Source organism: Franconibacter sp. IITDAS19 (assembly GCF_023079515.1).
Lineage (GTDB): Bacteria > Pseudomonadota > Gammaproteobacteria > Enterobacterales > Enterobacteriaceae > Franconibacter > Franconibacter pulveris.
Map to the genome: position 1 here is coordinate 590,558 of NZ_JALJCP010000002.1, position 23,907 is coordinate 614,464.

Genomic DNA, 23,907 nt, shown 5'->3' on the forward strand with positions numbered 1-23,907 from the left:
GTTGCGCTTTGTGATTTGCCAGGCGTCACAGTAAACTACGCCGCGAATTTAGCGCTTTTCAGGAACAATAACGTGACCATTAAACTGATTGTCGGCCTGGCGAACCCGGGCGCCGAGTATGCGGCAACGCGCCATAACGCCGGGGCATGGTATGTAGACTTACTGGCGGAACGCCACCGCGCGCCGCTAAAAGAGGAAGCCAAATTTTTCGGCTATACCTCGCGCCTGACGCTTGCGGGCAACGATGTTCGTCTGCTGGTGCCGACCACTTTTATGAACCTGAGCGGCAAAGCGGTGGCGGCGATGGCGACGTTCTACCGCATCGCGCCGGATGAAATTCTGGTCGCGCATGACGAACTGGATTTGCCGCCAGGCGTGGCAAAGTTCAAGCTCGGTGGCGGTCATGGCGGCCACAACGGCCTGAAAGACATCATCAGCAAACTGGGCAATAACCCTAACTTTCACCGCTTACGGATTGGAATCGGCCATCCTGGCGATAAAAACAAGGTTGTCGGTTTTGTGCTGGGCAAACCGCCCGTAAGCGAACAGAAGCTGATAGATGACGCCGTTGACGAAGCGGCGCGCTGCACTGAAATCTGGCTGCAGGATGGGTTAATTAAAGCCACTAACCGCCTTCACACCTTTAAAGCGCAATAAAAGGGGTTTTACCACGCCGCGGGGTGATTTCTCCGCCCGTTGGAGCTCTGTTACGTGTATAATAGGCAAAGTTTGTTTTTTTCCATCATCGGGTTATTTCTAACCCCCTGATTATCAAGAAATTAAGGTGATTTAAACCATGGGATTCAAATGCGGTATCGTCGGCTTGCCGAACGTCGGTAAATCCACCCTGTTCAATGCGCTGACCAAAGCGGGAATCGAGGCAGCCAACTTCCCGTTCTGTACCATTGAGCCGAACACCGGCGTCGTTCCTATGCCCGATCCGCGTCTGGACAAGCTCGCGGAAATCGTGAAGCCCCAGCGCATCCTGCCGACCACGATGGAGTTTGTCGATATCGCCGGTCTGGTGAAGGGCGCCTCCAAAGGCGAAGGCCTCGGCAACCAGTTCCTGACGAACATCCGTGAAACCGAAGCTATCGGCCACGTGGTGCGCTGCTTTGAGAATGACAATATCATTCACGTTTCCGGCAAAGTGGATCCGGCTGAAGATATCGACACCATCAACACCGAACTGGCGCTGGCGGACCTCGATACCTGCGAGCGCGCGATTCACCGTATTTCTAAAAAGGCGAAAGGCGGCGACAAAGACGCCAAAGCCGAGCTGGCAGTGCTGGAAAAATGTTTGCCGCAGCTGGAAAACGCCGGCATGCTGCGCGCGCTTAACCTGAGCAAAGAAGAGAAGGAGCTGGTGCGTTACCTGAGCTTCCTGACCCTCAAGCCGACCATGTACATCGCCAACGTTAACGAAGACGGTTTTGAAAACAACCCGTACCTGGACAAAGTGCGTGAAATTGCCGAAGCGGAAGGCTCCGTCGTGGTGCCGGTCTGCGCCGCGGTTGAAGCGGACATCGCCGAGCTGGACGATGAAGAGCGCGACGAGTTTATGCAGGAGCTGGGTCTGGAAGAGCCGGGCCTGAACCGTGTGATTCGCGCAGGCTACGCGCTGCTGAACCTGCAAACCTACTTCACCGCTGGCGTGAAAGAAGTGCGTGCATGGACCATCCCGGTCGGCGCCACCGCGCCGCAGGCAGCAGGTAAAATCCATACCGACTTTGAAAAAGGTTTTATCCGCGCCCAGACCATCGCCTATGAAGATTTCATCGCTTATAAAGGCGAACAGGGCGCCAAAGAAGCCGGCAAAATGCGTGCGGAAGGGAAAGACTACATCGTTAAAGACGGCGATGTGATGAACTTCCTGTTCAACGTCTAAATAAAATGTGTTGTCTCACGAGGTTTTCAGCAAATCTCGTGAAGAGCACAGCCTTATAAAATCCACGCAATGGCGTGGATTTTTTTTCATCACGCCTCGCTTAATCTCGTAACGGCGCCGCTAAACATTAATGAATGCAATAACGGCACAAGGTTATTTCTGTCAGAGAACCTCCGCTTCGTTCGCCCTGGAGACAATCGCACTCTCATCTCCCACTCCACCGAGGATGTGCGTCTGCACCGGCCAAAAAAGGACTTCAGCTGTCTCTCCTGTCTGGCGGATCCGGCTTAGACTTTAGCTTGACGCTAATACGTGTGAGATGGCTCGGGAGAGCAAGTTAACAGCCTGTTGAAGTTTATCAGGCTGCAGCAGCCCCTGTGACAGCAGCAGAAAAAAGCGCCTGCGATGGACAAAAGAGTGCGTAACGTCATGACACGCAGGAAGCGCTGGCAGAAATTGCCCGATCTTTTTATCTGCTGGCGAGGCCGGTTCTTCATACTTTTCATATAATAATGCGCGTGAATCAGGCAATCTGCAGAGGGTCTGGAAGAGAAAGGATATGTGTTGCTTAACCAATCTGACAACCCAGGGTTGTTGGCTGAATAGAAGGGGAAATAATGCCTTGGTTATTTGGTGAGTTATCTGGCGCGCCGGTATGGGTGCCTGCGGTATTGCTCGTCACACTCTCGTTAATAGTGGGTTTTCTGACGCGATTTATACTCCTGCAGTTCATTCGTTACTGGCAGAGTCGTGACAGAAAGCTATTCAAATCACTTGAAAAGCACCTTCGTGGATCAATGTTTCTTTTCATTCCCCTACTGTTAATAAATTTAGGGGTACGTTATGTCCACATCCAGCCGGGAACGCTTGGCTTTATTACAACAACAATTAATGTATTTATTATATTGTCATTTTGCTCAGTCCTGATTCGATTGATAAACGTTGCTCAGGATATGCTTTTCATTCGCTATGACATTAATATTTCGAACAATCTCCGCGCCCGCAAAATTCGCACTCAGATAATGTATGTTAAGAAAGTCGCTATTGTCATACTCGTGACGCTCTGCCTTTCCCTTATTTTGCTCAGTTTCCCTGGCGTGCGAAAATTCGGCACCACCATTCTGGCCGGCGCCGGGGTTGCCGGAATAATAATTGGCTTTGCTCTGCAGAAATCGCTTGTTAACTTGTTTGCCGGTATTCAGATAGCTTTTACGCAACCGATAAAAATCGATGATGCTGTCGTGGTCGAAAAAGAGTGGGGCTGGATTGAAGAGATAAACCTGACGTATGTTGTAGTGCGTCTCTGGGACCTGCGTCGCCTGGTCTTGCCAATTACTTACTTTACGGAAAATCCTTTCCAAAACTGGACGCGTAACAATGCGCAAATTTTAGGCTCTGTTTTTCTTTACCTTGATTATTCCATGCCCTTAGAGCCCCTGCGTAAGCACTTTGAAAAAGTGCTAAGTGAAACAAAGCTCTGGGATCAAGAAACTCAGGTGCTTCAGGTTACCGATACCACTGAAAAAACCATGACGATCAGAATGTTGATGACAGCGCAGAATTCTCCTACGGCCTGGGATTTACGCTGTCACGTGCGGGAAAAAATGATTGAGTTTATTCAGCAAAATTATCCGCAGTGTCTTCCTCATGTGAGGGCGACACTGACCGGTTCCGCTGACTCCGGGAGTGAGTAATTCAGCGCTCCCATTTTTACAAGATGGACTGCAAGCAGGCGCCAGGCTCAGGAGCGTTGCATGCACGCTCAGAGCAGACGTTGCGTGTATCAGGCTATGTTAATACTCAGGTAGTGAGCCATCACGCTGCGTTTATCAACCGAGGGTAGCGCTAACCAGAACGGCAAAAAAATCCACGCTAATGCGTGGATTTTTATTAATCGTCGCTTACTGAAAGCCGTCGCTGGCATTCGCCGCGTTGTTCTTTTGCAGGTTGTCGCGGCCAATCCCGCCGATAAATGGCAAGCGTAAACGCAGCGGCGTGAAGTCGACGCCCACATTCAGCCCCAGCACGTTGAGTTCAACGCCCTCCTGCACGCCGAGCGTCACACCGGCCACGCCGAGCAGCGAAACCTGCACGCCGCGCCCCGATGGCGGCAAGCCAACAGGGTTTCGCAACGCCCGATAATCTTTCCCCACCGCATTGGCAGGCATATCCAGTTTCAGCGCCGGCACTTCGCGCCCGATGTGGGCAATAAAGGTGTTGCTGTTAGGGCCAGGCCAGGCGCGGTAGCTATCGGGCCACGGATAGGAGGCGATGGCCGCTTCTATTTGCGGGATCATCGCTTGCGCCTGCGGCCCCCGATGATCTGCCAGCAGGCGAGGTTTTGCGCCATACCAGTAGCCATCCGGCGCGTTGCGGTTACGACGAACTTTCTCGCCCGCCCCCCAGCTGATCACTTCGTAGCGGTTATATTCCGTTTCGCCGGCGCGTTTAAAAATGATCCACGGATGTACCGCCACCGCCCCTTTCCAGCCCCAGGTGGGCGCAGCGTAGACCTGCACCACGGCAAGCCCGGGATGTTGCCGGGCATCCGGCGCCAGTCCCGCCGAATCACGCCGGGCAGACCACCAGCCGCCCTGCTCTGACGCTTGCCGTTGATGCATCGCCTGGGCGAGGCTGGCGGCGAGAGAAAGCAGAATGATGCAAAGGAAGCTCAGACAAGCAATTTTTATTGAGAACATGACCGTCCGTCATCAGAAGATGAAAAATCCACGCCATGGCGTGGATTTTCTGTTTTTGCGATGTCGCAAAGGCGTTAGCGGGTCTGTTAAAACCAGCCGGGCCCCTGCGCCAGTTCTTTACGCTCCGGCACGCGCGGCTCCGCCGGTTGTGAGGAGAGATGCGCCGCCCACAGGCCGGCAATCCACTTCACGCCCCGCGCCGTAAAGCGCGCCTGGGAGTAAGTATGACGATTTTCGCCCATGCCGCCATGCACCGTGAAGTAACCCGCCTGAACGTGATGCTGAGCCGGCATCAACGCGCCGTTGGCGCGCTGCATGATATTGCGCTCTAGCAGGAACTGGCGGAACTCCGGCTCCTTCGCCTTCAGCATTTTGCAGAGCTGACGGAAGCCTAACGATTCATCCACCTGGATGTAGGCGTCAAAAAACTCCGCCTTTGGGGCGGTAAGCGCAAGCTGTTCCTCCGCCTGTTTACGTTTTTCGTACTCTTCAGCCCAGGCGCGGGCCGCCGCCGCCGGGTTAGTGAAGTCTGGCAGGATTATCTGCTTTTCACGCTCCTGCCAGCGATCCAGCATTTCAGCGGTATAGCCTGGCGATATGCGCGCGACAGTCAGCAGCGAGTCCCGTTTGTTCAGCAAAAACTCTTGCAGCGTCTCCCCTTCGCGCTCGTAAAGGTTGACCGTAACGGGCTGCGACAGGCGCTGCGCCGTTTCAAGGCTTTTGACCATACGCTTCACTTCGCCATGGGTCACCCCCATCAGCTTAGCGATTTCGCGGCTGCTCATGGTGGCCGACCGGTCCTGAGGATTGAGATTCTCTAAAGCAATAACCATAGGTTTCACCACTCACTTCACTGACACTACTACCAGTTAAACTGAGGAAATAGTAAACAATCCCTGTTTAAATATCCAGTATATTTTTTAAACACATGTAATCTATTTATTGCGCGAATAGGTCGTTTGTTGAGCTTTCCACTATCAGGCTGAAATTGCTGCATTAATTTTGCGCGGCCCGGCAAAGTGCCAGAAAAGCGAGGCGGTTAAAAATTTCCTGAAACCGGCTGTCGCCGGCGATTTTGAAAAGCAATCGCAGCAAATCTCCTGTCGGGCAACGCGCTTTCTGAAGCCGGTAACGGCTGCAGGTAACACTTTCGTACAAAAAAACTCACCCGTAAAAGCGCCAGGGTTATCTGCCGGTGCAACAGTCGATTTGCCTTTTTTTTGGCGCTTATTGACAAATAATTGACAATTATTCGGTGAGGGGCGTGTTCTTCAGGAAGATATTTGGCAGCCATCCTTGCCATCAGGATAGTTTTTTATGAACAAAAACGCCTGCGAGGTAGTTTTTAACGCTACAAAGTTGCAGCGGGATGGCATTTTATTTATGGTATTGCCCGGCGCATTTGTGCGACCGGTCACAATCTTCAGCCTCTTATAGCTTTCTTTTCCTTTTTGATACGAACGTTACGGCTGCGAAAGCTATAAGATCGCTTCATTCGTATTCATGGGGAGTTTATGAGCACCAGAACGATCTCGACTAATCAATCAACCACGCCAGCAACCTCTGTAAAACCAACTGAATTAACCGTAGACGATATTACCGTTATCGACAGCAAACTGCTCAAACGCGCCGTCGGGGCCGCTGCGCTTGGCAACGCGATGGAGTGGTTCGACTTCGGCGTTTACAGCTATCTGGCCGTGATAATCGGTAAAGTCTTTTTCCCGGACGCCAGCGCCACGGCACAGCTTATCGCCTCTTTCGGCACCTTTGCCGCCGCGTTCCTGGTGCGTCCGATTGGCGGAATGGTCTTCGGCCCGCTGGGCGACCGCTTCGGCCGCCAGAAAATCCTCGCGCTGACGATGATAATGATGTCGGTAGGCACCTTTTGCATCGGCCTTATTCCGGATTACAGCAGTATCGGGATTATGGCGCCCGTACTGCTGCTTATCGCCCGTCTGGTTCAGGGCTTTTCAACCGGTGGCGAATATGGCGGCGCGGCGACCTTTATCGCGGAATACTCCACGGACAAACGCCGCGGGTTTATGGGCAGCTTCCTTGAGTTCGGCACGCTGGGCGGCTACCTGCTCGGCGCTACGCTTGTCACGGTGATGATGGCGACCATCCCCTCGCAAGCCATGCTGGACTGGGGCTGGCGCGTGCCGTTCTTCCTGGCCGCGCCTCTGGGACTGTTCGGGCTTTATATCCGCCTGAAGCTTGAAGAGACGCCAGCGTTTAAAGAACACATGGATAAGCAGGAAGCGCTTGAGCACAGCAAGCCGCGTCTGAACATGTGGCAGATGCTGGTGAAATACAAAAAACAGATGCTGAAGTGCATTGGCCTGGTGCTGATCTTCAACGTCTCGAACTACATGCTCACCTCTTATATGCCAAGCTACCTGACCGGCGTACTGGGCCTGAGCGAGCTTACCGGGCTGCTGCTGGTGATGGTGGTGATGTTCGTCATGATGCCGCTGACGCTGATGTGGGGCCACTGGACCGACCGCATCGGCCGTCGCCCGGTGATAGGCCTGGGCGCGGTGGGCCTGATAGTGCTGGCGGTGCCGTGCTTTATGCTGATTGGCTCCGGCAACATGTGGGCGGTATTTGCAGGCCTGGTGGTGCTCGGCTTCCTGCACACCTGCTTTAGCGGCACGATGCCGGCCACCCTGCCCGCGCTGTTCGTGACGGATATCCGCTACAGCGCGCTGGCGATTGGCTTTAACCTGTCCGTTTCACTGTTCGGCGGCACCACGCCGTTGGTTACCGCCTGGCTGGTGGATACCACGCATAACGTGATGATGCCCGCTTACTACATGATGGGCGCGGGCGTGATTGGCCTTCTCACCGTGCTGACGCTGCGTGAAACAGCCCGCAAACCGCTGAGCGGCTCGTCTCCGGCCGTCGCGTCGCGTGCAGAAGCGCACCGTCTTATCGACAAGCTTCGTCGCCAGCATGGGCGTAAGCAACAGCAGAACACGCCGCAGACCGTTTGAGGTTAAGCGCAGAAAGTAACAAGGCCGGAAGATTCCGGCCTTTTTTGTTTTCGGCCGCCGCAGGGGGACGATTAGGCGTTAAACCCGCCATCCACCGTCAGCGCTGAGCCGGTGATAAATGCCGCCGAAGGGCTTGCCAGAAACGCGACCGCCGCGCCTATCTCCGCCGGCTCGCCGTATCTGCCCAGCGCGGTAAACTGGCGATTCTGGTCAGCAAAGTCGCCGGAGTCCGCCGGGTTCAAGTCGGTATCCACCGGCCCCGGCTGGACCAGGTTTACGGTAATCGCCTGCGGGCCTAAATCTCGCGCCAGCCCTTTGGTAAAGGAGATAAGCGCCGATTTGGTCAACGCATAGAGCGTAAGCCCTGGCTGCGGCACGCGATTAGCCACGTTGGAGCCAATAGTGATAATGCGCCCGCCCTGCCCCAGGTGGGGAATCGCCGCCCGGGACGCCAGCACGGCGGAGCGAATATTAATGTTAAGGTGCGCGTCGATATCCTCAAGGCTCATCTCCACCAGCGACCCCACGCGGGCTATCCCGACATTGTTGACGAGGATATCCAGCCCGCCAAGCCGCTCTGCCGCTTCCTCCACCGAACGCTGCACTGCCTGCGCATCTGCGCTGTTCGCCTGAATGGCGAAGCCGCGCTGGCCGGTTTGTTCAATTGCGCGCACTACCTCAAGCGCCTTTTCGGCTGAACGTTCATACGTAATCACCACGTCAGCCCCTTTTTGCGCAAGCGTCAGCGCGATGGCCGCGCCAATGCCGCGTGATGCGCCTGTCACCAGCGCGCGTTTGCCTTTCAGTTCGTTCATCAGCTTTACCTCGTTTTGTATGAAGAGCGCTTAGCGCCCTGCCCACTATGACGATCGGCTGGCCGCGGTTGCGGCCTTTGACAGCTGTACAAAAGCGTTCGGGATATTTTCAAACTCGTCGATAAGCGCTTTGGCGTATTTAATACGACCTTGTGCCGCCAGCGGAGCGACCTCATGCAGAAAATCAGGGTAGCGATGTCCCGGCGCGAGCTCGTTTAACGTCACGAAGCGGGAGATAAAGAAAGGGAGTGTGAAATGGGGGTGCGTGCAGGCGATATGAGCGAAATGCTTACCGCGTCTTTTTGCTAACCCGAATAAGCGAGCCGATTTTTACCGCCTCGCCAAGCAGAAACAGCGGCAGGTTTACCCATTGGTTAGTCAGCCCTGTAACGCCGATGAACAGCGGAAGAAGCGTAACGGAGGAGCGGAAAGCGATGAAGCGCAGCAGCTCCTGCCCCAGCGCGAAGTGGAGCGCATAGCGGCTGCCGTTAAGGAAAAGCCAGGCGGAGACGAATAAAGAGAGGAGCAGCGTGGCATCCAGCAGAAACAGCAGGCCTGGCGCAATGCCGAAGAACCTGTCATCACCCGCCAGAAAAAAAGCCTGAACATCGGTAACAAACGGCACTCGCCCGTGCCTCAGGCTATGAATGACGTACACAACAAGCGCGAGCGCGTCCATGCAGCCCCAGAAACAGAATAGTTTTCGTTTTGCGCTCATCAGCCTTGCTCCTTGCCTGTGATGTGTTGCTGCGGTTTGTCGGTTGCAGGTGAAGCGCTTAGCGCGTTAACCATACTCCGGTAAGCGGTTTGCAATTTACAGAGCCTCTTCTTGCGCCTCTGGCGGTATATTTTTGATACCTAAAACGTCTCTGTAAAACCGAATTTCATCGCTTGTTTGCTTGCGTAGCTTGATTACCAACAGGCCTAAAAACTGATTAGCCTCGCTATTCGCATAAAACGACAGAAAGTAACCTTTATTTTTTATAGTAGTAATGGATATCTTTTCTTCAGAAAATGCATTAAGGGCAACAATAGCTCATCTATACCGATGATATTAAGACCCGACTGCGTGGCATTCTCTTTGTGACTGCGCATAATCCGAAATAGCTTGCTGCACCACCCGCGATGCGGCAGATAAGAAACCCCGCCGTTACCACTCCCGGCTAATAATGAGGTCACTCAGGCAATCAGGCGCTTTGGCAGTAAAACTAAACGTCACGGCCTCGCCTGACGCCCCGGCAGGCGTGGTGTAGCTGGTCACTTCATTTTCCGAATGGCCGCGTGGGGTATCGGTTATCGTCAATACGGGGTAATGCTGTTTAATGTCGTTAAGCGTCAGGCACGCCCCCTGCCAGTGCGATACCCACAACAACGTTTTCTCCTGCGGATCTCTGCTCAGCCGTAATTCAATGTCGGTCACTTTTCCCGCCGCAGAAAACGCGACATCATCCGCCCGATAAAAGTTGATGTATTCGTTCTGAAAATCCAACTGAAAATTTAAAGGCGCGCGATTAAGCGTGGCGACATTGATATCCGCTAAGGATGAGCGCATGGTGGTAATAAAATCCCACAATGAATTTGGGCGCATGTCAGCCACGGCATTAGCAGAGCCTAACGCCATCATGCAGGCGACGACAGCGGTAGTGTTCTTTATTGCTATCATTACCTTGTATTCTCCCGGGTGGCGCGCCGCTGAATATCCTTATGTGCTTAGGAATATTAAGCATGAGTGGCGAGCTGATATAAAAAATAACGCAGCGCACTTCAACGGCTTATATTAATGATCCCACAAATTTGAAGCTTTTAACGGTGCAATACACTGCGGGCAAACGGTCGATAAAAACAGCCGCATTTTTTGAATGACAAAGCGGTCGTTTAACGATTTCCTCTCTATATCTCTGTCGTTCAGATGGATAACCGTGTCAAACGGAAGCCTTAATGTAAGCACGTCCTCTTTTTCAAGAAAGTAATGATGGGCACCGGTCTCAACCCCGTCCTCCCATTTATGCACTGTGAGTCGGCAAAAAGAATACTGTGATAACGGCTTGTTTTCATGAAGTATCTCTCTGACCTTTCTCGATACGTTAGTGTATTCAGGTTCATTATGTATTGGGCATAATCCTTGCATTAATCCCCCCTTTGCTGACATTTACCGAGGCCCAGTTTCTTTTGAATAAACCCATACTAACGCATCGCACTATCAGGAACATCTGCATCGCCCGCCGCAAGGACTTTCATAACATGCGTAAGGCAACTGCGGGTGCGAATATCGTAAGGTCCAAGATTTTTTCCTAATTGCGATTTCTGGAACTCAATGGCTTTTTCGGCTGACGCATCGGACATATCAAATACAGCTTTATGGACTTTGCCTCCACTCATTGTAGCTTTTTTTAATTAATGTTTCTCGTCGCCTGACAATTCTATATCGCATGCCTGAGGCGAGCCTTTAATATCTAAATATATGCCGTTTAATAAGCAGGTGAATTTTTGATAAGCTTTTTATTTTTTATATCTATAGAAAAATACCAATCATGCCACCTTTCAAGTTTTTCATGAAAAACACATACCACCAAAACTTCATGGATTTCATTCTTCGTTAAATAATAAAATGCAGCCCCATCCGGAGGAGAAAAAGAAAAAGCTTCGCTGCCATCTTCATCCAGGACCAATAACTTATCAGGAAGAGGTTGGGCATTACATAACATAATAACTTTCTGGCGATGATCATCAAGCATAGCCTGATCAAGGCCCTCTATGTGTAAACTCACTTCCTTCGCATCAACAGTCCAGTAAAGATTAGTCTTATCCACACTAAAATTTTCAATCATATTTATGCAAACTGCCGCTCTGACTTGGATTTCTGAGAAATTCGATTAATCATGATAAAAACATCGGCTTAGCTCTTTGAACCCTCTCAAGACAAACAGAGATTTGAAATATTTGAAACGCCTCATATCTTAATATTCCAAACCTTATTTTGAGAAATTAGAAAAACTAAACTAAAGTTTCAGAATCCCAAGCTGTAAATTTACCAAATAACAACCAGGCTTACTCAAAGCCATCAATAAACTCGAAAGATTCTTTTGCAAGACCATTTTTTTCTCTATACTCGCTTTCCCATTCGAAATAATCATCCGGTTCCTCTGTACTAATATCTTTATCCCAATACCTGTCCCCATATGCTATAGTCATTGCCCAATGATATTCTGTTTCATGGCTTCGCAAAGCTACACTCATATAATTATTTAATGCTCCACATATTATAGGCGAGTGAAATACTAAATCCTCAGCCTCTTGCTTACTTTTATCAGTGCATTTAACAACCAAGCCGATAATAACAGCCACCCACGAGCGGAAATTGAAAACTAATTTGTTGGTTGACGAACCATTCTCTTCGAAAACAATTCCATCGACAATGTGTTTCTTTTCAATCATTTTTTTTACAACCCTTACTTTTGTATTTATTAAATAGTTTCGCTGCTTTATTAGTAAATACAGCTAATTGTTGGCCTATGGGCCGCGGAGAAGCCCCTTTTCGCACTGCGCCTGGATTAGCGAGCATAGGCCCACTAACAGCATCATAATTATGTTTTAACGTATTTTCTCGCCCCTTCGTTACAAACTCAGCCCATTCGCTGTTTGCCGTATCAAAGGTTTTTATGTTTAATTTTTCCAACTCTGAATTTGGGATTTCAAATTCTGTTATGGATGGATGATTTCGCATATTCGCCCACTCGGTCGCCTGAGCCTTGTCAGTTGTAACATAAAAACCTCCTTGATTAGCAGGATTAAAATCTAATCCAACACGCCCTTTTGATGGATCGATATCCCCTTGTATATCTCCAGCATGATAAAATGTTGTCTTATTCAACCCCCACGGATCCACCCACCCCAGCGCATTCGGCGCAAACTGGTAGAGATTGATACCCCCCGCCAGCCCTATCGGGTCGTGCTGCGTGAACCTGCCGCAGTCCGGGTCGTAGTAGCGGAATAAATTGTAGTGGAGCCCGGTCTCGCGGTCCAGGTACTGGCCCTGCATTCGCAGGTTCTGGTTATAGCCTGTCGGCAACGGCGTCGATTCATGCGCCAGCTTGCCCCACGCGCTGTTTCGTCCTTCCCAGCGCACCTGGCCTTCCACATCGGTCAGACGCTCCGGCGTGCCGTTCGGCTGGTTGTGGAACCAGTAAATGTCCGGTGACTGCGTGCCGTCAATACGCGCCAGCGGGTCGTAGCTGTGCTGGTCGCTGTAAACGTAGGTCAGCGGCACATCATCATGAATCTCCTGCAGCAGCCGGAACCCTTCCCAGACAAAGCGTGTGGTGACGGTTTTGCCGAGCGGCTGGCCGGCAAGGTGCTGACGGCGGGTCTTGCTGATGCGCCGCCCCAGCGGATCGTAGCGGAAGCTGACTTCCACCTGTGGTTTGTTGCGGTCGCGTGGCTGGCTGATAACGTCCGTCAGGCGGTGCTCAGCATCGTAGCGGTAGCGCCAGCGGGTCTGCCCGTTATCTTTCTCTATCGTGCGTCCATGAATGTCATAACGCCACTGAATACCGTTAAGCTGCGTCACGCGGTTAAAGCGCACCGTCTGCGTCGCACTGTTATCGAGCGGGTTGCCCGCCGCGTCCCACTGCCACTGCTCCTGGCCCGGCAGCGTGCCGTCCTGGGTCAGCAGACGTCCTGCGCTGTCATATTTCCAGCGATACCAGTTAAATGGATTGTCGTCGCGCTCCTCGCGGATGAGGTTGTTGCGGTAGTCGTAATCCCAGCGGCGGGACCAGCGGCGCGGCGCCGGGCGCTGCGCATCGCCGGTGAAAACATCGCGGCGCGTCAGGCGGCCCAGCCGGTCATAATCGCTGCGGGTCGTGAGCAGCCCCTGTGTACGGCTTATCTCACGGTGCAGTTCATCACGCGTAAAATCGGTCACCGGCAGGTTATCCAGTGCGATGGAGAGCAAATGCCCGCTGCCGTAGAAATGATGTTTGAGCGTCCGTCCGTCAGGCAGTTGCACGGACGTACGGTTGCCGAGCGCATCATAGGTCCAGCCCAGCGCGCCGTTCTCACCCTGTTCGCCGGTAACGCGGCCCAGCGCGTCATACTCAAAGCGCAGTTCCTGTTCCGCCTCACGGCTCCAGACGTTTTCCGCAAGCGCAGCGTGCAGTGCGATACGGCTTATTAATCCCGCTGGCGTGTAGTCGTAGCGGGTCTGGCCTTCCGGCGTAGTGCGCGCAAGAAGCTGCCCTGCCGCACTCCAGGCAAAGGTATGGGTAATCGCCTGCGGATGCCCGGCAGCGAAAGTGCGTGCGATAGTGCGTCCACAGGCGTCATACCCGTAACGGGTAATCACGCCGTCTAAACCTTCTTCCTCAAGCAGCAGAGAGTTTTCGCCCCAGCGGAACTGGTATGCCTCGCCTTTTTCGTTTTCGAGCGCAATCAGGCGGCCGCGGCTGTCCCATCGGCGGCGTACTGCTTCACCCTGCGGGTTTGACGTCGCAATAAGACGGCCCGCCGCATCATAAGTAAACTCGCTGCGCTTGCCATCGGCCCCTTCATGCGCTTCAGGCAGACCGCGCGTATTCCATAACAGGCGTTCTTCCCAGCCTTCCGGGCGCTCCAACTGGATAGGACGGCCTGCGGCGTCGTAGCGGTAGCGGGTCTCTTCGCCATCCGCCGTAATAGCAGTACTTAACCAACCGAGCGGATGATAGCGGTAACGAGTAACGCGCCCGGAACAGTCTGTCGCGCGAATAACCTGCCCCGCGTCGTTGTATTCCTGGCGGCGGCTGTTACCAGCGGCATCTGTCTCCTCGACAATCTGACCAAACTCGTCGCGGCGCAATAGTGTGGTTTGCCCGAGCGCATCGACGATGCGCGCCAGCCCGTGGTGTTCATCGTAGTAAAAGCGCGTGGCGGTGCCGTCCGCCTCAGTGATAGCCGCAGGCAATGCGCGATGTTCCAGCCACTGCGTGGCGCGGGTATTCCCCTCGGCATCCACCTCCTGGACACGGTTGCCCATCTCGTCATAAACGAATGTCGTCGCGTTGCCTAAAGGATCGACACGGCGGGTCAGCAGATCGTGTTCATTCCACTCGTAGCACCAGGTTTCGCCGCGCTCATCGACAAAACGTGTGATAAGCCCCTGCGCGTTCCAGTAATGCTGGCGCGTCTGACCATCGTATTGCGTAACCGCGGTCAGCCCCGCAGCCAGATCGTAAGCGATACGGCAACCGTCGCCGGTACTGGTACGGTTCTCTACCACGCGCCAGTGATCGAATTTCTCCCAGCGATATTCACTTTCCAGGCCGCCGGGTAACCGGTGCCAGATCATCAGACCCGCATCGTTATAGCGATATTCACGTGTCGTGATGCCGGTTGCATCAGTTACTGCGGCCAGTTGCCCGCGTACGTCATAGCGATAAGTCACCAGCGGCCACGTTTTGTCGCCGTCAAAATGTGCAGCTGAAGTCACACGCTGTGGAAAACGCGCATCCTCATAGTGCAGCGTGACATCTATGGCGCAGGGAGCGTCATGGATGCGCACCAGGCGGCCATGTTCATCCCAGCCGGTTTCCAGCGCATTGCCATATTCGTCGCTCAGCGACGCCAGACGCAGCACCGCAGGGTTGGCGCGGGTGGGTTTGAACAGACGCCAGACGGCGCCATCGTCGTCGGCGATCGCCACATCGCCGTTCTCATTGCAGCGAACGATAAGCCCTTCGCTGATACTGTAAAGCGCCTGATTCAGCGGCGGCAGCGTAAAGCGCAGCTCACGTCCGGTCTCGTCAAACCAGGTGGCCTCGCCGTCATCCAGCGTCAGGTAGCTGTCAAACGCAGTGGCCCAGCCAAGGCCAAATAATCCTTCGCGGGTGGTTAAGCTGTTATAGCTGCGCTGCCAGCGCAAAGGAAAACGGCCTGGCAGCGAAAAATCCAGTTCATTATTGTCGTTCAGGACTTTCACACCCGTGGCGGCATGCACCGGGTGCGATGATGAGAAAACGGCATTTATTGCCATATCTGCGAGCATGCCTGCACCGGCCGAGACCAGCGCGCAGGGCATGTTTTTGAGGACCTTACCGGGTCGGCCGCGAATAAGCGAAAGCGCAATCATCGCCACGGCAAGTCCTGGCGTTTTCCCGCTTTTGATATCCCGTACGGTCAGCGTTTCCCCGCCGATGATGACGTTGGGCGAAACATTTTCAGAAATAGTGGCTTCGCAGGTGGTGCGGTCTTTGGCGCGAACCGCAGGCTGGCCGTTGATAAAAACACTTTTTGAACCTTCGGCCAGGTATTGCGGGCCGGAATGTTTATCGCAAAGGACTTTATCCAGTTCCAGCGACGACGTACCGGGTGCGGCAGTGGCGACGGTAGGCTGCCACATCTCGCTGCCAAACTGCGCCGCAGCGGAGAGCAACATGCCGCCGTAATCGGCGAAGCTGCCGGGCTTTTGCGGCTCAGGCGGCGGCGTATCGCCCGACGTGAGTTCGCCTGCCGCGCGGGCGGCTGGAAGCTTGTTGGTCAACACGTTCGCTGAGCCGGTGGCGATGAAACCAGCCGGTGATGGCGGGAAAATCGCATTGCCGATCCCCGTCGCCATATTACTGATGTCATCCGTGATGCCTGCGGCATTCGCCAGGATACCACCGATAATTCCGCTCAGTGCACAGCTGGAACCTATCGCCGTCAGGGTAGCCGCCGCCGCGCCCGCACCCACAAGCGGTGCGGCGGCCGTTGCGGCAAAGGCCACCGCTGAGCCAATGGCTGCATACGCGATGCCTTCAGCTACAAGGCTTGTGATATCTGCAAAGACACTGGAGTGAATAATCTTATCGCCCTGGCGGGCTGCATGTTTGTCGCTCATGCCATGTATTCCATTATTTATGCAGCGTCAGGCTTTGTTTGATGGTATTCCAGCGTTCCGCATCTTCATCAGTGAAGGGGCGCAGCGCGGAAAGGGTGAAGATTAAAAGGCGTGGAGCATCCGGCGCCTGTACAGCAAACTGCTTCTGCCAGATCTGCTGCCCCTGCCGCACAAACGCCGTTTCGACTTCAACGGCGCGGTGTGAAGGCTGCCCGACCAGGATACGTGCGAATTCGCTCTGTTGGATTTCACCCATTTGTGCGCGCAGCACCTCCCACTGGCGTTGGAATTCTTTTTCGAAATCGCTGTCATCCGGAATTGCGCCGCGGCTGACAATTAACGATAACCCGCTCTCATCGTCGCGTAACATCGTCATGCTGGTGTCCTGCCAGGCGGCGGGGAAAAGGGAAAACGAACCTTCCTGAAGGGTGTATTTCATGTGTGAACTCATGTTGAAAGAATAAATAGCTAGAATGCGATAAGAAATAAGGGTTCATTCTGACTGAGACGCGCTTTATTTCCGCAACGCTGAAAGCGCGGTTCATTCCAGTTGAGGCGCTTATCAGAGATAAAAAGCAAGCCGCTTACGGTACGCACTCGCCTCTATATCCGTTATTTAATGGGGTAGTCTCTGGCGCTTTCGCGGCTGAATATCGCTTCAACTGAGGGTTATTTATTCGCCGTTATCGTAGCTCAGAGTAATGGAGACGACTTTCCCTTTGTCTATCTCAAACGAGATAACCTTTTTCCCCATGGCGTAAGAGAGCCATTGTTCGCCGTCTTCATCCACGCGTTTTCCGGGACCATAAAGACGCGCAATTTCATCGGCTGTTGCACCAACGCTAACACCACGCCGGGTTTTGTATTGCGGGGTATGGAGGGTTATTTGCGCAATAATGTAGTCATCAACATCTCTTTCGGCTTTGTCCCACCAGAGATTGGCGCTGTAAATATCAAAGCCGTTGTAGGTATGGCGATAGAACTTATAGTTGGCGCCGTCAAAAGGTACGTCGCCTGCAAAGTCATCCTGCAGTGATTTGCCTAGGCCTGAACTGACCTGCGGGTTCCAATTTTGTCCTAACGAAAGCACCGTATTACTTATTTGCGTGGAGAAATCCTCACGGGCTAAGGGCGAAACCGGCGCCGCGCTTATTGTGGGAAAAGAGGCGTTTTCGAACCGTGAAGCCCAGGTTTTGATATCAGGGGGGATCTCTGCGCCGTTTTTAGCGTCAGGCTGGTAATGAATAAACTGCTCATCAGGCATTACCCATGCGGCGTAGAATTTACCGTCCGGGTAAATAACAAAAGCGGAGGCGTTCTCAAGGTATAAATCTTTTAACCACCCTTCAACGAAAAGCCCACCGTCCGCTGTTTGATGTGGTTCTCCAAAGAGATCGAAATTACCGATAAATGCGTCGTAATCATCACCCAGCAATGCCTGAAGCCCGGCAGTAACCTCACGATCGTTCAGAATGGTGGAAACCTGGCCTGGCTGGCGATATTGCGCAATATTCACGGAACCGGAAGCCAGGGTTGAAAGTGATAACGCAGCGCAAAACAGCGATGAGGTGAAATGGCGTTTAAACATGAATCTGTACGTCCCTGAGGGTTCGCTACGTTCCAACGCAGCAGGAAGGGACCGCGGGCATGGAAGGTGGCCTGTGCGCGGGTCCCGCAACGATTATTTAAGCCACTGGCCGGGCTGTTCGATCAGCACATTCTCTTTTTGGCTGACCGTTAATTTTACCGGTTCATAGTCAACTCTATAGGTCACATCGCCATTCTTATATTCTGAACCAACAACGTCACCCGAAGCGTTGAGCACAGTTTTTCCTTGCAAGGTAATTACGCTGTTATCGCTTTTGCGCACGCCAAGATAAAACATATTGTTGCAGGGAGTTTTGAACTCACCACATTTATTAGCAAGCGTTACGGTAAACTTATCCGTTTCGAATTTACGACGCTCAGAGGCTGTCGCCTGTGGTTTCTTTGTGAGCGTATAATGTTGCGGAGCGTAGTATTTTCCTTGCCCGGAAGAGGGTGCTTTATTCCAGACCATGTTTTCACCGTCGACATCCAGGTTTGCATATCCTGCTCCACCGAAAGAAGAGGTAAATTCAACCCTCGCCCGGTGGTTATTCACCGTGCCTTTAAGGTTATTCTCGCCCTCGGCCGGACAATCGATACGGTTGCCGTTTTGCGTAATATAGCAATAGCTTCCTGTTATCGTATTGTCAGTCTGTTTGAGTTGCAGAGTCAGCGTTGACTGGTCTTTTTCCTCACCAGTCCACTGGCCAGTAAATTCACCGGCAGCCATGGCCTGTAAGCTAAACAGACCAGGGCCGGCGCCGAGTAAAAATGCCGCTATTTTCGTTTTCATTCTAAAACCACCTGTGAACATCTATCCACCCGATTTAACCACCCTGTTAAGAACTTAGCGTTTTTAGGGTTACTGACTACCAGATCTTCATAATATGCTTTGCGTATATCTGCTATTCTGGACGTCAATTTAGCAGAGTCGCTGACGCTGTTCATCGCCTCGATCGTTTTCGGTCCTATTTTTCCATCCGTTACTAACTGCTGGCCAAACTCGTTATTAAGTAATTTCTGTATTTGTTTACCCGCCCCGCCTGAAGTAATTGTCCAGTCATAGGACATCAAGGCCAGTTTCGGATCCCTGAGATTGTTAAAACCAGAAGGGTCCCAGTATCGCTTGCGATAGATGGTTTCCGCTTGTTCCGTCGTAATGTTTTTCAGGTTATCCAGCGTCGGTTCAACGCCGAGATCTTCTTTTGCGTATTTCTGCCACGTATTCCATGCGATGCCTTTGTTGGTCGCGCCGCCTGAATCGTTAGGATCATTAACAAAGCCGCCTTCGTTTTTAAAAATAACCGGTGAAATTTTTGAAAATTTATCCTGATCCTGATTCGGCTTTGCAGGAGCGGCTGGTGTTGCTGGCGCCGCAGGCGCCGATTTTTTACGCGCAGCGGGTGCTGGCACGCCTTTGCCTTTTTGTTGCGGTGAAAACTTCGCCTGCACGGCCGCATCAATATCTTTTTTATGGTTACTTCCCGGCGCGGTGGTGCCTGGTTTTGTACCTGCTGTATTAAGGTGCAGCTTGCCGCCTGTGGTGATATAGCCATCGCCTTCGACAAAGAAGTTAAATTCTTTGCCAATCAGGTTTATCTTGCCGTTGGCATTGAGCTCAATGGCGCTTTCACCCGATACCAGGCGCAACTTCGTGCCGGAAGCGAGAATGTATTGTTCCACCACGGCATCGAGCTTGCCCTTACCCGTCAGGATCTCTGTGCCGCCTTTAACCGCCTGGATCTGGTTCGTTTCCACGCGATGCAGTTCGTTTTTACGCACGTAATGGCTGCGCGCGCCGTTTACGGTATGTGATTCATCATTCTTAACATGCGTATCCAGATTGCGCTCCGCCTGGATCCACACCTGCTCTTCCCCCGCCTTGTCCTCAAAGCGCAGGGCGTTGGCGTTGTCCACCGAGCCATCCTTTGACCGGCTTAAAAACCCCATCTGCGTCGCCGCCGCCGGCAGCGCCCACGGCGGCATGCTCGCCTCGTTATACACCCGGCCGGTGATTATCGGCCGGTCCGGGTCGCCGTTGATGAAGTCCACCACCACCTCGTCACCCACCCGCGGTATCTGCACCCCGCCGTATCCCTGGCCCGCCCACGCGCTCGATACCCGCACCCAGCATGAACTGGTGTCGTCGCCCTTCGCCAGGCGGTCCCAGTGGAACTTCACCTTCACCCGCCCGTATTTATCCGTCCAGATACTCTCCCCCTGCGGCCCCACCACCCGCGCCGTCTGCGGGCCGTAGGTCCGCGGCCACGGCGTCGCCTGCGCCGGGCGGAACACCACCGACGACGGGATAACCGTGAAGTCCGTGCGGTGCACCGTCGCCCCGTCCGCCCCGCTGGCGTAGCGGTTCTCCTCGAACCGGTACTCCGCCGCCGTGGTCAGGTACTCCCCGTTGTCGCTGAAGAACGGCGCGTTCGCCAGCATGAAGGTGTGCCCCGGCGCGATGCCCAGCGCCGTGGCGGTCGCCTGTATCTGCCGGTGCTCCACCTGCCAGCGCTCCTGGCGGATGCGGGCGTAGAACTCCCCGTGGCCGTGCTCCACAAAGCGGCCCGGCCAGTCATAGACGTCGATGCTCCCCGGCTGCGGCGACGCCGGGTTCTGCTGCGCCTGGAACAGCCACGCGTTGGGCTTGCGGAAGTCGTAGTCGTCGAGGCTGTAGATACCCGGCGTCACGCTGTCCTCCAGCGCCCACTGGCTCACCCCCTCCCCGCTGGTGCTGCCCCCCGACGGCGTCTGGTGGTACGGTATCACCTCATAGCCGCTGAACGGCTGGTGCTGCGTCGCCGCGTCGGTGAGCACCAGCGTGTGTTTGTCCGCCTCGTGGCGGAAGTGGTAGGCGATACCCTCCAGCTCCATCAGCCGGCTGATGAAGTCCAGGCTCGACTCCTGGTACTGCACGCAGTAGTCCCACACCCGGTAACTGCCGGTGAGCCGGTCCTCGACGTTCACTTTGTACTCGCCAAGCAGCGTCTTCACTATCTGCGGCGCCGTCTGCCCCTGGAAGATGCGCAGGTTGCGGTCGCGCTTCATCGGCCACAGGTCCGGCTCCACCGTCAGCGTGTAGACCGCGTAGCGCGTGCCGCTGAGCTCCACCGCACTCACCCCGGCGCGGGTGATTTTGCCATTGATGAAGCGCGGGCTCAGCAGGCTCTGCGTGGGCAGCGTGACGGTCACCGGCTGGCCCAGCAGGGCGCTGCGGTCGATACGGGCGTCGGTGGAGAGCAGCGTCAGCGTGAGGGCGAACGACTCCGACATCGCCTCGCGGCCGGAGAGTTTCCAGAAAAGCAGCCCCTCCACGGGGAGCTGGACAGTGATGCGGTTAAGCATAATCTTTATTCCGTAATAGTTTATGCAGTAAGACTGGAAACAAAAACCCGTCACTGTAGGCGACGGGTTGGGGAAAGAAGTAAAAGCGGCTGGATATTATCGGGGAAAAATTAACTCAGGCATTTTCAATATGCAGCGTTGAAAGAATTATCTCAAGGCAACGTTTGTTGGCCTCATGGTAGTAATCCTGATGATTGCGATGTTTACCCACCGACTCCGCATAACACCAGAGACCTTCTACATTGACGATATACATCTGATAAAACGCCCTGACTTTATCAGCCGCGCTGACTATTTCCCCGGTGCAGGTATAAACATCGCCGGTAAAAGCACTGTTGATATCATTCGGAACGGTTTCCATGGCGGATGCGGTAAGCGAGACAGCATTGTCATGCTCATGGAACCGGGACGTTGAAAGCTGAAACACCTCTTCGGCTGTTTTATACTTTTCCTGAGAGTAGAAGCATAAATTAATAACGCCGTAATTAACGCCGTCAAAAGTATGCTCGATAACGAGACGATTATCCGCAATGACGTTCACCTGCCAGGAGTCCGGTACTTTAAACCCGCTGCTGTTTTTACTGCTCAGGCTAACGGTTTTCAACAACTCGGCAAGCATCATATTACTGCGATGCTGCAAATCCCAGTTAATGGCAATAAAGTGGATATCATTCGCCAGTGAATTATAGATAGCAGCAGCACAGGAGGCTTTTATCAGAAAGTAATTACCGCCGCCGTCGACCGGATTATAATCTTTCTGAACGGTATAGCGCGATACTACCTCATCACCCGATGCCAGCGTCTTGATGGTTAATACATCGGCAAATTTCCCGCTGCCGGAGGGATGATTGATAAGACGCTGATGAAGGATTTTTTCACCCATCAGCGAAAGCTTGTTCTCTAACCAGTCTGATGGGTTCATCTCCCACTGACAGCGCTCGTACGCGGCCCACACTTCCATATAAGGCGAGGTATCTTCGGTAATGTAGCGACCGATGTTCGTCAGCCCCACGTCAGGAAAGTGAACAGGCTTAACCTCTGCGGGCTTAACCGCTTGTGGAAGCAGTACCCAGTAATGAAACATTTCTTGCCCGGTAGAGGTATAGAGACATTTCCAGAATTTTTCCCGGATCTCCTCACTTTTATAAGTCATCTCCAGGGGGAATGAAAATTCAGGATCTAAATTCATTTTAAACCTCAGCGTGGCGATTTAATCTAACCAGAGTCCATAAAACAGTAACACGCTCACCAGCGAAACAAAGACTTTTGCTATGACTAAAAGTGGCGGACCGAACCTGTCAGTGGTTGAAGCAATTTTAGGATAATTCTCAGCATTATGCGTCTTATGGAATTTCATGATATTGCCAAAGATAGCGACAAGCAGCGTAAGAACTAATTTGACCCCCCACAAACAGAGGAAAGACATGGACCAGACGGCGGCGAGCTGTTGCGCTCTCTCAATAGAAAATAACGACCATGATTCCGACAACCATCTAAAAATAAACCCTATGATTAGGGTGCCGACTAAGACGCAAACCAGCATTACGCCACAGCGCAGCCAGTCCTTTTTAGCGTAACGATCTTTCCCGTTCCAGATAAGGATCAGCGCAAGAACAACAAAAAGAAAAAAGCCGAGCCAACTCATCAAATAATTCTCCATACAAAGCCATTAACCGCCAATCAGGACTGTAACACACCCGGTCTTAATAGTGCCATCGCCTGAAGAAGGCGCTGGCATGGCTTTTTTAAATAATTTAAAAGGCAGGTCAAGTATAGGTTTTAGCGCCACTTTAATATTGACATCCGCGCCAATGCCAAGCACAAAAGCTAATTTCCCGGAGGCTTTTACGGTTAAAGAATAATCGGTTTTATCGACAATGAGCGCGCCGCCGGTTGATGCGCCCACCCCGCCAACCGTACCGCTGACTTTGCCTTCGCTGGTGATAATGCCAAGGATGTTGCTTTTACCCGAGACTTCCCCTTTGATGCCAGCGGCTTCCGCCCCTACCTCGCCAGAAAATCCGTAACGCCCTTTGTTGCCTTTATAGACTTCGCTCACCACTTTGGCTTCGGCGGTACCCACGGTAAAATCGCCGCCGACGCCGCCGTAAAGCATCCCTTCTTTCCCGGCTTCGGCGGAGGCGCCATATTGCATGCCTGTCGCCGTCGCACTGGCATTCATCGTCGCATAGTCAGGGTTCTCAACGATCATGGAAACGCCGGCATTGGCGACGGCAATTTTGGTGCGCAATTCGCCTTTAACCATGTCCTGACTTTTCATGTTGCCGACAGTAATGTCTTCAAGCGCAAACCCTGCGGACACGGATTCCGGTTTTCCTGTTCCATCCTTATCCTCAATGCTTGCGTAAGCGCCCAATACCCGCGCATCGTAATTATCGCCATGCATTGCGCCATCTTCGCCCGCTTTTTTTGCAAGCGTTGAGCTCCAGTATTGCGGCGGAGCCGCTTTTGCCTGCGGCGCGGCGGGCGTGCCGGACGTATTACAGAGCGTTTTATCGCCCATGCGCGCCAGCGGCAGCCCATTAACGAAGACGGTGGCCGAGCCGCCGACGATGGCGCCCTGACCGTGTTGAGAACAGGAAAGCGGGTCATTTTTTCTGGCGGCAGGAAAGCCGCCAATAATCACATCCGGGCTTCCACTCTGAATGGGGCCAGTATGCGCGCTGGTATCCACTCTGGCTCTGGCAGCAGGTTGTCCCATAAT

Annotated in this window: 20 protein-coding genes; 4 read left to right on the plus strand and 16 right to left on the minus strand. The window is 53.2% G+C overall.

The features are described from left to right. Positions 1-72 precede the first annotated feature (72 nt). The 3 genes from pth (at position 73) to MT962_RS08665 (ending at position 3,582) form a co-directional block, all read left to right on the plus strand. Positions 73-657 (plus strand): aminoacyl-tRNA hydrolase, encoded by a 585-nt coding sequence (pth, locus tag MT962_RS08655; RefSeq protein ID WP_024560577.1) that lies wholly within the window; start codon positions 73-75, stop codon positions 655-657. 139 nt (positions 658-796) lie between these two features. Then, on the plus strand, positions 797-1,888 hold the full coding sequence (ychF, locus tag MT962_RS08660) for a redox-regulated ATPase YchF (RefSeq protein ID WP_024558577.1): 1,092 nt from the start codon (positions 797-799) through the stop codon (positions 1,886-1,888). A 617-nt stretch (positions 1,889-2,505) separates the two neighbouring features. Next, a complete protein-coding gene (locus tag MT962_RS08665) occupies positions 2,506-3,582 on the plus strand; it encodes a mechanosensitive ion channel family protein (protein WP_024558576.1) in 1,077 nt (358 codons plus the stop codon). Positions 3,583-3,789: 207 nt separating this feature from the next. On the opposite strand, the gene MT962_RS08670 is transcribed toward MT962_RS08665, so the two are convergent. Both MT962_RS08670 and MT962_RS08675 read right to left on the minus strand, forming a co-directional pair. Further along, entirely contained in the window at positions 3,790-4,587 is a 798-nt protein-coding gene (locus MT962_RS08670; RefSeq protein WP_024560578.1) for a DUF3750 domain-containing protein, read from the minus strand. Positions 4,588-4,673: 86 nt separating this feature from the next. Then, the gene (locus tag MT962_RS08675; RefSeq protein ID WP_024558574.1) at positions 4,674-5,420 is read right to left on the minus strand and encodes a phage antirepressor KilAC domain-containing protein; all 747 of its coding nucleotides are present in this window, start codon (positions 5,418-5,420) and stop codon (positions 4,674-4,676) included. 681 nt (positions 5,421-6,101) lie between these two features. Here MT962_RS08675 and proP point away from each other — a divergent pair. Further along, on the plus strand, positions 6,102-7,580 hold the full coding sequence (proP, locus tag MT962_RS08680; RefSeq protein ID WP_247365393.1) for a glycine betaine/L-proline transporter ProP: 1,479 nt from the start codon (positions 6,102-6,104) through the stop codon (positions 7,578-7,580). 71 nt (positions 7,581-7,651) lie between these two features. Here the strand turns inward: proP and MT962_RS08685 are convergent, their stop codons facing one another. The 14 genes from MT962_RS08685 to MT962_RS08750 form a co-directional block, all read right to left on the minus strand. Further along, positions 7,652-8,398 (minus strand): 3-oxoacyl-ACP reductase family protein, encoded by a 747-nt coding sequence (locus tag MT962_RS08685; protein ID WP_200863335.1) that lies wholly within the window; start codon positions 8,396-8,398, stop codon positions 7,652-7,654. A gap of 286 nt (positions 8,399-8,684) precedes the next feature. Next, positions 8,685-9,113, minus strand: a complete 429-nt coding sequence (locus tag MT962_RS08690) for a hypothetical protein (RefSeq protein ID WP_247365394.1) — start codon at positions 9,111-9,113, stop codon at positions 8,685-8,687. A gap of 432 nt (positions 9,114-9,545) precedes the next feature. Further along, positions 9,546-10,058: a hypothetical protein gene (locus tag MT962_RS08695; protein ID WP_247365395.1), complete on the minus strand. Its 513-nt coding sequence runs from the start codon at positions 10,056-10,058 to the stop codon at positions 9,546-9,548. A gap of 521 nt (positions 10,059-10,579) precedes the next feature. Then, on the minus strand, positions 10,580-10,774 hold the full coding sequence (locus MT962_RS08700) for a hypothetical protein (protein WP_152526319.1): 195 nt from the start codon (positions 10,772-10,774) through the stop codon (positions 10,580-10,582). Between the two features lie 89 nt (positions 10,775-10,863). Next, positions 10,864-11,223 carry a hypothetical protein gene (locus tag MT962_RS08705; RefSeq protein ID WP_024560585.1) on the minus strand — a complete coding sequence of 120 codons (360 nt, stop codon included), beginning with the start codon at positions 11,221-11,223 and terminating at the stop codon, positions 10,864-10,866. 220 nt (positions 11,224-11,443) lie between these two features. Next, complete coding sequence (locus MT962_RS08710) at positions 11,444-11,830, minus strand: hypothetical protein (protein ID WP_024560586.1); 387 nt, start codon at positions 11,828-11,830, stop codon at positions 11,444-11,446. Then, positions 11,823-16,250, minus strand: coding sequence for an RHS repeat-associated core domain-containing protein (locus MT962_RS08715; RefSeq protein WP_247365397.1), 4,428 nt, complete (start codon positions 16,248-16,250; stop codon positions 11,823-11,825). The genes MT962_RS08710 and MT962_RS08715 overlap by 8 nt, the downstream gene beginning before the upstream one ends. A 13-nt stretch (positions 16,251-16,263) precedes the next feature. Then, positions 16,264-16,689, minus strand: coding sequence for a DcrB-related protein (locus MT962_RS08720; protein ID WP_024560588.1), 426 nt, complete (start codon positions 16,687-16,689; stop codon positions 16,264-16,266). Positions 16,690-16,923: 234 nt separating this feature from the next. Further along, positions 16,924-17,838 (minus strand): hypothetical protein, encoded by a 915-nt coding sequence (locus tag MT962_RS08725; RefSeq protein ID WP_247365399.1) that lies wholly within the window; start codon positions 17,836-17,838, stop codon positions 16,924-16,926. Between the two features lie 93 nt (positions 17,839-17,931). Then, positions 17,932-18,630, minus strand: coding sequence for a hypothetical protein (locus MT962_RS08730; RefSeq protein WP_247365401.1), 699 nt, complete (start codon positions 18,628-18,630; stop codon positions 17,932-17,934). Then, positions 18,627-21,182 carry a type VI secretion system tip protein TssI/VgrG gene (gene tssI / locus MT962_RS08735; protein ID WP_247365403.1) on the minus strand — a complete coding sequence of 852 codons (2,556 nt, stop codon included), beginning with the start codon at positions 21,180-21,182 and terminating at the stop codon, positions 18,627-18,629. The genes MT962_RS08730 and tssI overlap by 4 nt, the downstream gene beginning before the upstream one ends. 115 nt (positions 21,183-21,297) lie before the next feature. Further along, complete coding sequence (locus MT962_RS08740; RefSeq protein ID WP_247365405.1) at positions 21,298-22,335, minus strand: hypothetical protein; 1,038 nt, start codon at positions 22,333-22,335, stop codon at positions 21,298-21,300. Positions 22,336-22,392: 57 nt separating this feature from the next. After that, positions 22,393-22,827: a hypothetical protein gene (locus MT962_RS08745; RefSeq protein ID WP_247365407.1), complete on the minus strand. Its 435-nt coding sequence runs from the start codon at positions 22,825-22,827 to the stop codon at positions 22,393-22,395. A gap of 24 nt (positions 22,828-22,851) precedes the next feature. Continuing rightward, complete coding sequence (locus tag MT962_RS08750) at positions 22,852-23,904, minus strand: PAAR domain-containing protein (RefSeq protein ID WP_024559473.1); 1,053 nt, start codon at positions 23,902-23,904, stop codon at positions 22,852-22,854. Between the last annotated feature and the right edge of the window lie 3 nt (positions 23,905-23,907).